At 63.7% G+C, this 7,816-nt stretch carries 11 protein-coding genes and 1 pseudogene; 5 read left to right on the top strand and 7 right to left on the bottom strand.

Features of this window, described 5'->3' with window-relative positions; translation table 11 throughout:
- Positions 1-227 (top strand): annotated as a pseudogene (locus L979_RS16785) (sulfate permease); the annotation flags it as partial.
- Positions 228-261: 34 nt separating this feature from the next.
- Here L979_RS16785 and L979_RS11395 read toward each other — a convergent pair.
- The 5 genes from L979_RS11395 to L979_RS11420 form a co-directional block, all read right to left on the bottom strand.
- Positions 262-1,248: a DNA-processing protein DprA gene (locus L979_RS11395; protein WP_231559519.1), complete on the bottom strand. Its 987-nt coding sequence runs from the start codon at positions 1,246-1,248 to the stop codon at positions 262-264.
- 537 nt (positions 1,249-1,785) lie between these two features.
- Positions 1,786-2,232: an HIT family protein gene (locus L979_RS11405; protein WP_047692334.1), complete on the bottom strand. Its 447-nt coding sequence runs from the start codon at positions 2,230-2,232 to the stop codon at positions 1,786-1,788.
- Positions 2,213-2,698, bottom strand: coding sequence for a TIR domain-containing protein (locus tag L979_RS11410; RefSeq protein ID WP_047692335.1), 486 nt, complete (start codon positions 2,696-2,698; stop codon positions 2,213-2,215). The genes L979_RS11405 and L979_RS11410 overlap by 20 nt, the downstream gene beginning before the upstream one ends.
- Positions 2,699-2,818: 120 nt before the next feature.
- Positions 2,819-3,151, bottom strand: a complete 333-nt coding sequence (locus tag L979_RS11415) for a hypothetical protein (RefSeq protein WP_231559520.1) — start codon at positions 3,149-3,151, stop codon at positions 2,819-2,821.
- Between the two features lie 122 nt (positions 3,152-3,273).
- Entirely contained in the window at positions 3,274-3,576 is a 303-nt protein-coding gene (locus tag L979_RS11420) for a hypothetical protein (RefSeq protein ID WP_156125567.1), read from the bottom strand.
- Positions 3,577-3,747: 171 nt separating this feature from the next.
- On the opposite strand from L979_RS11420, the gene L979_RS16790 reads away from it, so the two are divergent.
- From L979_RS16790 to L979_RS11430, 3 genes are read left to right on the top strand one after another with little or no spacing between them, the layout of a single operon-like run.
- Positions 3,748-3,885 carry a hypothetical protein gene (locus L979_RS16790; protein ID WP_231559521.1) on the top strand — a complete coding sequence of 46 codons (138 nt, stop codon included), beginning with the start codon at positions 3,748-3,750 and terminating at the stop codon, positions 3,883-3,885.
- Positions 3,886-3,915: 30 nt separating this feature from the next.
- The gene (locus L979_RS16795; protein WP_231559522.1) at positions 3,916-4,185 is read left to right on the top strand and encodes a carboxymuconolactone decarboxylase family protein; all 270 of its coding nucleotides are present in this window, start codon (positions 3,916-3,918) and stop codon (positions 4,183-4,185) included.
- A gap of 25 nt (positions 4,186-4,210) precedes the next feature.
- Positions 4,211-4,903 (top strand): TVP38/TMEM64 family protein, encoded by a 693-nt coding sequence (locus L979_RS11430; protein ID WP_047692337.1) that lies wholly within the window; start codon positions 4,211-4,213, stop codon positions 4,901-4,903.
- Between the two features lie 39 nt (positions 4,904-4,942).
- Here L979_RS11430 and L979_RS11435 read toward each other — a convergent pair whose 3' ends face one another.
- A complete protein-coding gene (locus tag L979_RS11435; protein ID WP_156125568.1) occupies positions 4,943-5,725 on the bottom strand; it encodes a hypothetical protein in 783 nt (260 codons plus the stop codon).
- 107 nt (positions 5,726-5,832) lie between these two features.
- Positions 5,833-6,462 (bottom strand): hypothetical protein, encoded by a 630-nt coding sequence (locus L979_RS11440; protein WP_047692339.1) that lies wholly within the window; start codon positions 6,460-6,462, stop codon positions 5,833-5,835.
- Between the two features lie 61 nt (positions 6,463-6,523).
- Between L979_RS11440 and L979_RS11445 the strand changes: the two genes are divergently transcribed.
- Entirely contained in the window at positions 6,524-7,750 is a 1,227-nt protein-coding gene (locus tag L979_RS11445) for a PQQ-dependent sugar dehydrogenase (RefSeq protein ID WP_047692340.1), read from the top strand.
- Positions 7,751-7,816: the final 66 nt, after the last annotated feature.

A 7,816-nucleotide genomic window follows, 5' to 3' on the forward strand; every position in this document is an offset into this window, starting at 1 on the left:
CCGCCGCCTTCTGGTGCACCACGCTCATCGAGAGTGGCGGCCCAGGGTGGCTCCACCTCGTCGTGCTGGTCTGCCTCTGGAACGCTCTCAAGATGATGGCCATCGGCCCAGTGAGCGTCGTTCTCCTCGTAAGGGCTCGCGCCCGTGAATACCGCGAGCAGCGGCAGCAGCGGCAGGAGCTCTCCGAGGATGTGCCACTGGGTGAGCTCACTCGAAGCTCTCGCTGAGTTCAGGCTCCGGCGTCCACTGCTGACCGGCGCGCTACAGCGTGCGCGTCGGAGCAGGCGAAGGTGGGCGGACCTGCTCCATGTCGAGTCGCTCTCGTGACACCTGGCCCCGCTCCACGAGCTTGGCGAGGTCCGAAGTGTCCGCCACCAAGGTCGCGATGCCGTCGCGCAACAAGCGGTGCGGTCCTATGCTGGCGGCGCTCGTGACTGGTCCGGGAACGGCACCGACACGTCGGCCGAGCTCGTCGGCTCGCTGGGCAACCAGCAGTGAGCCAGATCGAGCACCCGCTTCGACGATCACCGACGCGTAGGACAGCGCAGCCATCAGCCGGGCTCGGGCGATGACCCGGTGTCGGGTCGGAACGGCACCCGGCGGAACCTCACTGACGAGAAGGCCGACATCAGCGACGCGATCAAGCAGGTCGCGATGGCCGACAGGGTACGGGCGATCGACTCCGTTGGCGAGAATGGCGATCGTGTCGCCACCTGCAGCGAGGGCGGCCTGGTGCGACGCGCCTTCGATCCCGTAGGCACCTCCCGCGACGACAACTCGTTCCTCTGCGGCAACGGAACTGGCGAGTTTCCGAGCCACGTATTCACCGTAGGAGGTGCATGCCCGAGCCCCGGTGATCGTGACGAGATCGCTCATCGGACGCGAGAGGAAGGACGACGTGCCGCGAGTCCACAGCACGTAGGGCGCAACTTCACCAAGATCGTCGAAGGCGGTAGGCCAGTCGTTATCGCCTGGGATGAGTGCTCGAACCCCCGATTGGTGCACCTGGTCGATTCGCCCGGCGAGCTCCCTTGCATCTGGCACCCTGAGGCGTTCGCGCCAGACCTGCGCGTCCACTGGGCTCAGACCGACTACTTCGCGGTCGTGCTCAGCGAGCCAAAGCGTCTCGACTGCTCTGAGCCTGGACAAGATGCGTCCTGTCACCGGGTCATTGGGCTCGACGAGCATGGACAGCACCATCCTCGCGGTGCGCTCGTCGCTCGCAACATCGCTCAAGTTGGCCATCATCGGTTCCTCTCGGCGTTTCACTTACCGACGAGGTACACGGTCGGCCCCGGTTGGGCCGCAGCTAGGAGAGGACGGCGCGGATATAGATGCCGACTCCTATGAGCAAGAGCGCGCCGTAGAAGGGCAGAATCGACCACGAAGACCAAACGCTCCAGGTCGAGACCCATCGGCCAACAACAGTCTTGACTCGCTCACGCCATCTGGCCGACGCCGGTATCGGATCGTCAGCTTCGGATGGGTCGAGTGAGAACTGCGGGACGGCCCGCGTGCCCCGTGCAACTGTGTCGTACAGGCGCCGATAGGCGCGTTCTTGTCGCAAGTAGTTGGCGTCGAGGAACATGAAGAGCACGACCGCAGCGAGTCCGAGCAGAGCTACCGCCCGGGAGTGCTGGATCAGCGCGAACCCATAGGTGGCCGTCGCAACTGGCAGCAGCCACCCCTTCGCGCTTGATGACGCAGCGGACATGCGAGTGACGACTGCCTGGATGAAGTCGAGGTGCTTCCGCCGATCTTCTTCAGAGGGTGCGCTCGACGTGCTCAACTGTTGCTCGCCTTCCGACACTCGACTCTCAGCGCTTCCCACGCGTCGTCCTTCTCCTTCTCGCTGTAGTTGCTTTCGGGCGGCCAGATGTGGCCGATGGGGTCGCCTTCCCAGCGAGGCACAAGATGAATGTGCAGGTGGAAGACAGTCTGGCTCGCCGCACTGCCGTTGGACTGGATGACATTGAGCCCGTCCGGATTGACTGCACGTTTGACCGCTGCGGCGAGCCGGGTTGTTGCGTCAGCGAGCTGTTCTGCAGTGCTTCGGTCAAGCGTCCAGATGTCGGGAACGTGGATGCGAGGGATGACCAGGGTGTGTCCGAGGGTTGCCGGGTTGTGGGGGAAGAACGCGACGACATGCTGATCGCGATAGACCTCGCGGGCATCGGGGTCGTCTCTCTGGACGATCTCGCAGAAGGGGCAGTCAGGATCGTTTGTAGGCATTGTTGACCCAAGAAGTGATGTTCGCCTTGATGTCCGCGTAGACGGCCTGGCTGTTCGATCCGCTGGGGCTGTAGACCGGCACGTAGTCGCCGACGGTGCCGCCGCCCTTGAGCGACACCTTGCTGAACGGGTTCTCTCCGTATGAGTCGGTATTGCCGTTGCGGTCGGCCAGCCCATGGATTCGGATGCCAACCAGCGGCTTGTGGTTGTCCCAGGCGGGCGCGATCTCGTGGCGCACCCACGGACGGCTGGCAGTCTGAGCGCCAATCAAGACTACGACTGCCGACTTGTAGGCCATCTGATCGGCGATCCACTTCTTGATGGCCGCGTCACCCTTGCGCTTGACTTCCTCCCACTGCTGCGCGTTGAGGATGGGCTGTCCCTCCAACGCGCCCATCTGGATGATCTGCTGCACCCGCCATGCGTCGCGGTCGTAGTGGAAGCTATAGAAGACTGACTTGGCCATGCTTGACTCTCCCGTCACCTGCGGTCGAGCCGCTCTCGTACCGTCAATCCAAGCCTACGGTGGACCACTGACATTCGAACTTTGATGCGCCCTCGCGCGGAGCCAGACCACCATCCTGCTTCACGACACGCCGTCGATGATCTTGTCCGCGATGAGGCCAGCCTCGACCAGAGCTGCACGCACTGCCTTGCGGTCCACGCCCATCCGACGACCGATCGCTCGCATCGAGACACCCGCACGGGCGAGCCGCACCGCCTCCGCCTTCTCGTCGAGTCCCAGCCCCGGTCGGCGGCTCGGCACGTTGCGGCGGCGCAGGTGGGAGAACACCGTGGCGCGGTGGATGCCGTACCTCTCGGCGAGTGTCTTGACGCTCATCCCGGCGAGGTAGTCGCCGACGAGGGCGTCCACTTCGGAGGCGGTGAGAAAAGTTTGAGCCGTCTCGACAGTCCTCACGACGGGGCCACGATCGTCCTTCGGAGCGGTATTCTGGGGACGTCGAGAGACCTCGTAGACCCCACGGTCGAGGCGGTTGACCAGGGTTTTCGTCTTGGGGGCGGAGTTGCCGAACGTACTACTCAGGCACCCCATGCACACAAGGTCGGATCTTCCCGGGACATCGGGAGGATCCGACCTTGTTTCATCGCCGGCCCATTGACCTGCCCGAATGCCATGTGGAGGTAAGCGGCCGGAATGTACGCTTGCGCCACCGGCATGTGCAGTTGCGCCACTGACACGGGCCTTGTGCGGTCGGAACCGAACATCGCGGTGGCCCAACCGTACCCATGGACCCAGGACCCCCACACCGTCACGGCATGAGCCCTGGCGGCGGCGACAGCCACAGCGGCAGCGGCAGTGCGAGCGGCAGCCACGTTCGTCACGGTCATAACGTTCAAGGCCGTGACAAGACGTTCTGCCCTGTGCCGTCAGTATCAGCCCCTAGTCTTGACATCTGAGAGCACTCCCCCGGAACCAGCCGCCACCCACGGGGATCACGTGCTCCGCTGCGCTGCACCTCACGATCGGTACCACCCCGAGGAAGGGACGGCATCATGCCGCATGTCAATCTGACCAAGAACCACCCCGCTGCCTACCAGCAGGTGGTCGACCTCGATTCCCAGCTCAGTGAGGCCGTCAAGGCTGCAGGCCTTGAGCCCAAGCTCGCCGAACTGGTGAAGATCCGGGTTTAGCAGATCAATGGCTGCGCGTTCTGCCTGCGCATGCACACTCGGGACGCCATCACCTTGGGTGAGACCACGGACCGGTTGGCCCTGGTTGCTGCCTGGTGGGAGTCCCAGTACTTCTCCGCGCAGGAACAGGCTGCCCTGGCACTGGCCGAGGAGGTCACCAACATCTCCGGCCCACCCACCCGGACGTGGGATGACGATGCCCTCACCGATGAACAGGTCTCTGCCATCACATGGTTGGCCATTGTGATGAACACCTGGAACAGGATCGCCATCCGCAGTCACTACCCGGTGGCCCCGTGACTCATCAACACCGCAGGAGGATTAGGTGAAGGGCGACAAGGTTTCCGGGACCTCCTGGGACTCACTGCTCCGCAACGGGGCCTTGGTGGTGGTCCTGCTGGCCATGGTCTGGTTGGTGTTCAACGTGGATCTGCCATCCGCCCAGGAACTCGAGGACCGGATAGACGATTTCGGCTGGCTGGCCTGGCTGGTGTTCATCGGCATCTATGCGGTGGTTGCGTTGACCCCGATTCCCGTGACTGTGATGGCCGTGACCGGAGGTCTGTTGTTCGGTCCGGTGATCGGCAGCGCGGTCTCCGTGGTGGGTGTGCTGCTGGGATCATGGGGTGGGTACTGGATCGCGCGCGCCGTGGGCACCGATTTGATTCGACGCATCCTGGGCTCCCACGGTCCCCGCGTGGAGAGTTACTTGGACGGCGCCGGATTCGAGGCGGTGGCCACGTTGCGTCTGATGCCCGGTGTGCCGTACTGGCCGGTCAACTACGGCAGCGGGGCCTTTGGCATTGACCAGAAGACGTTCTTGAGCGCCAGCGTGATCTCAGTGGTGCCGGGGCAGATTTCCTTGGTGGCCTTGGGCGCCGTCGTCGCCAATCCCACCTGGTACAACGGGGTGATTGTGATACTGGGGTGGGCTGCGGTGATCACCATGACCGTGGTGGCCTCGCGCCGCTGGAAGCGCGCCAGTCGGGAGAACCGGGAGAGCCCCGCCGCTGAGTGAGGTCGGCGCGGCATCCATGTACGACGACGGCGCCGCCCGTCACCTGGCCGTATGCAGCCGCCCCGGGGCCAGAGCCAACTTGATGGTGAAGGCAAGGAACAGGGACATGGGGATGATCTCCCCAGCTGTTTCGGCCAAAGCCACCGCCCTCAAAACAGGACCGGGCACGTGGCCTTGGAGCATGATGGCCAACATGTCCAGGCCGATGGCAAAAACGGCCAGCAGGATCAGGATGGCCACAAAGATCCACGACTGCCTGCGCTCCCAAGCGCCCGCCTTCACGTAACCAATCACCAGTGGCACCAGGACCAGAACACCCAAGACGGCCCAGGTGAGCAATTCGCCGAAGTCTTCAGGCCGTAGACCGAAGGCGGCGTTGAAGCCGAACATTTCGGCAAAGACCTCGCCCACGTCCTCGTGGATCTGGAAGAGATCGTCCACCACCACCACGAACAGCGCGAATCCCCAAGCGCCCAGAAGGAAACTGCGGTAGCTGCGGGCAAGGACTGCCAGGATGGCTGCGGCGGCAAACAATTGGATGTGCCCCCAGACCTCAATGTGGGAACCGTCGTGGTCGCCTTCCCATGCCACGGGCGCAAAGATGCCCAGCAGACCATCTTCTGTGCCGTCCCCCATGGCGTGAGCAACATTGGCCAGCAGGAACAGTGCATTGACGGCCAACAGGATCACCAGGCTGGCCCACACCACTGTTTTGGGGGCCGGGGGACGGGGTACCCCTGGACCAGTGGGCTCATCGGCACCCGTTTCCCATTCGGCTGCCACTGCTCGCTCATCACGGTCGCTGCGCGTACGCATGCTCATGGTTCTCTCCCCCAATGTTGGTGCGGCATCCCCATGCCGCTTGTGTTTCCCCAACAGTCCATCGATCGTACCGGAGAAAATTAAGAGCGTTTTAATCTTTTGTTCAGCTAGGGCACAGGAACGGCAACAGTGGTGGTCACGTTTGTCACCGCCGGAAACTGTGGCGTGGAGCTGAAACCGAACCGCGGTGACGGTCTCACATCGGTCATGGCACCCAGGGACTGGCCGTCCCAGGTGGCCACGGAATCGGTGAGTCGGTGGAGGTCATGGGCGGTATACCACTCTGTTCGGCCCTTCCCGGCCGAACCCACGGTCCGCACACCTGGCATCACGCGTGATGCCACCACATCGGTGATCCGGGCAAAGTTCAAGGTGGTCCCCACCCATCTCGGCACCGCGCGCAACAGGTGTCCCAGTGGATGGCGAGTGCCCACCGTGAACTCCCACTGCAAGGGACCAGCCGTCACAAACCAGCGTGACCCACGCGCAGTGCCGGATCGGTGAACGTGAACGTCAACCACGGCGACGTCGTCAAAGGTGTAGGTGTTGGTGACAAAATCGGCCACCCAGGCATCAGGGGCCAGTAGGAGTCGGTGGCCGTCAGCGCGCTCCACCATGACGTCCGCGAACGGGCCGTGCGGGGTCCGGTTCCAGCAACCCAGCACCAGACGTGTCCCTTCCTGCGTCCCGACCCCTGCAATGTGTCCGTTGAAGCGCAGTCGGCGTGTTCCAGTCATGGACCGATGGTAAGCACGTTTCCCCTGCCATCTGACAGCATGCTTCCCGTACGGTGGAGGGATGACTCAGCGTTGGCGAACCTTCCACACGTCCTTGGCGTGCCTGACCGTGGCCGGACTGGGGTTGGTGGCCTGCGGCGACGGCGGTGACGGGGCTCAAGACCAACCCACCACCTCGGTGGCCTCGCCCACCTCTGAAGATCCGAGCCAGGAGTCGCCGTCGTTCGCAGAAGCGGATGAGGACGAGCTGCCGTTTGCCGTGGAGGAGATGGGAAACTACGACTCCCCGTGGGCTCTGGAGTTCCTGCCGAACTCCGAGCAGCTGCTGATCACCACCATCACCGGTGACCTGATCCTGCGGGAGACCAACGGTGACCGGCAGATCACGGTGGACGGCGTGCCAGAACCCGTGGTGCAGGGACAAGGCGGCCTGGGGGACATTGTGCTGGGCCCGAATTTTGAGCAGGACCGCACCGTCTACTTGAGCTGGGTTGAGGACGGCGACGGCGGCACGGGTGCTGTGATCGGGCGTGCCACCTTGGAGCAGACGGAGAACTCGGCCTCCCTAGGCGACCTGGAGGTGATCTGGGAGCAGCAGCCCAAGACCTCCGGTAACGGGCATTTCTCTCACCGCATGGCATTCAGCCCGGATGGCGAACACCTCTACGTGTCCTCGGGCGACCGGCAGAAAATGGAACCCGCACAGGACGTGGACAGCGGTCTGGGCAAAATCCTGCGGCTCACCCCGGACGGGGACCCGGCTCCCGGCAATCCGTTTGCGGATCGCGGTGGGGTGAGCCAGGAGATCTACAGCTACGGTCACCGAAACCCCCTGGGCCTGGCTTTTGCCCCGGACGGAACGCTGTGGTCCTCAGAGATGGGCCCGCAAGGTGGCGATGAGCTGAACCTGATTCGCGCCGGTGAGAACTACGGCTGGCCTGAGGCCTCCAACGGCTCCCATTACGGAGGGGATGAGATCCCGGATCACAGCTCAGATGACGAATTCATCGGACCCGTTGCCTGGTGGACTCCCAGCGTGTCCCCCGCAGGTCTGATGATCTACGACGGCGACACCTTCCCCCAGTTCCAGGGAGACGCCTTCATGGGCGCGCTCTCCGGCCAGGCCCTGGTCCACGTCCAGATCGACGACGACCGCGCCGTTGCCGGGGAAATCTGGGACATGGGTTCCCGCATCAGGGACGTGGCCGAGGCACCGGATGGCAGTATCTGGGTGGTTGAAGACGGTGAGAACGCCAAGCTGCTGCGATTGACACCGCCGGAGAACTGATCGGAGCTGCCACCACCGCTCGGAGCTGCCAGGTCCCTGCCTCAGAGTCACTGCCTCAGAGTCACC

This window comes from Kocuria sp. ZOR0020, from assembly GCF_000800955.1.
Lineage (GTDB): Bacteria > Actinomycetota > Actinomycetes > Actinomycetales > Micrococcaceae > Kocuria > Kocuria subflava.

What these genes read in the sequence shown, in the direction of transcription:
- L979_RS11395 (WP_231559519.1), bottom strand. Translation starts at nt 1,248, where the DNA reads ATGATGGCCAACTTGAGCGATGTTGCGAGCGACGAGCGCACCGCGAGG.
- L979_RS11405 (WP_047692334.1), bottom strand. Translation starts at nt 2,232, where the DNA reads ATGCCTACAAACGATCCTGACTGCCCCTTCTGCGAGATCGTCCAGAGA.
- L979_RS11410 (WP_047692335.1), bottom strand. Translation starts at nt 2,698, where the DNA reads ATGGCCAAGTCAGTCTTCTATAGCTTCCACTACGACCGCGACGCATGG.
- L979_RS16790 (WP_231559521.1), top strand. Translation starts at nt 3,748, where the DNA reads ATGCCGCATGTCAATCTGACCAAGAACCACCCCGCTGCCTACCAGCAG.
- L979_RS16795 (WP_231559522.1), top strand. Translation starts at nt 3,916, where the DNA reads ATGCACACTCGGGACGCCATCACCTTGGGTGAGACCACGGACCGGTTG.
- L979_RS11435 (WP_156125568.1), bottom strand. Translation starts at nt 5,725, where the DNA reads ATGAGCATGCGTACGCGCAGCGACCGTGATGAGCGAGCAGTGGCAGCC.
- L979_RS11440 (WP_047692339.1), bottom strand. Translation starts at nt 6,462, where the DNA reads ATGACTGGAACACGCCGACTGCGCTTCAACGGACACATTGCAGGGGTC.
- L979_RS11445 (WP_047692340.1), top strand. Translation starts at nt 6,524, where the DNA reads ATGACTCAGCGTTGGCGAACCTTCCACACGTCCTTGGCGTGCCTGACC.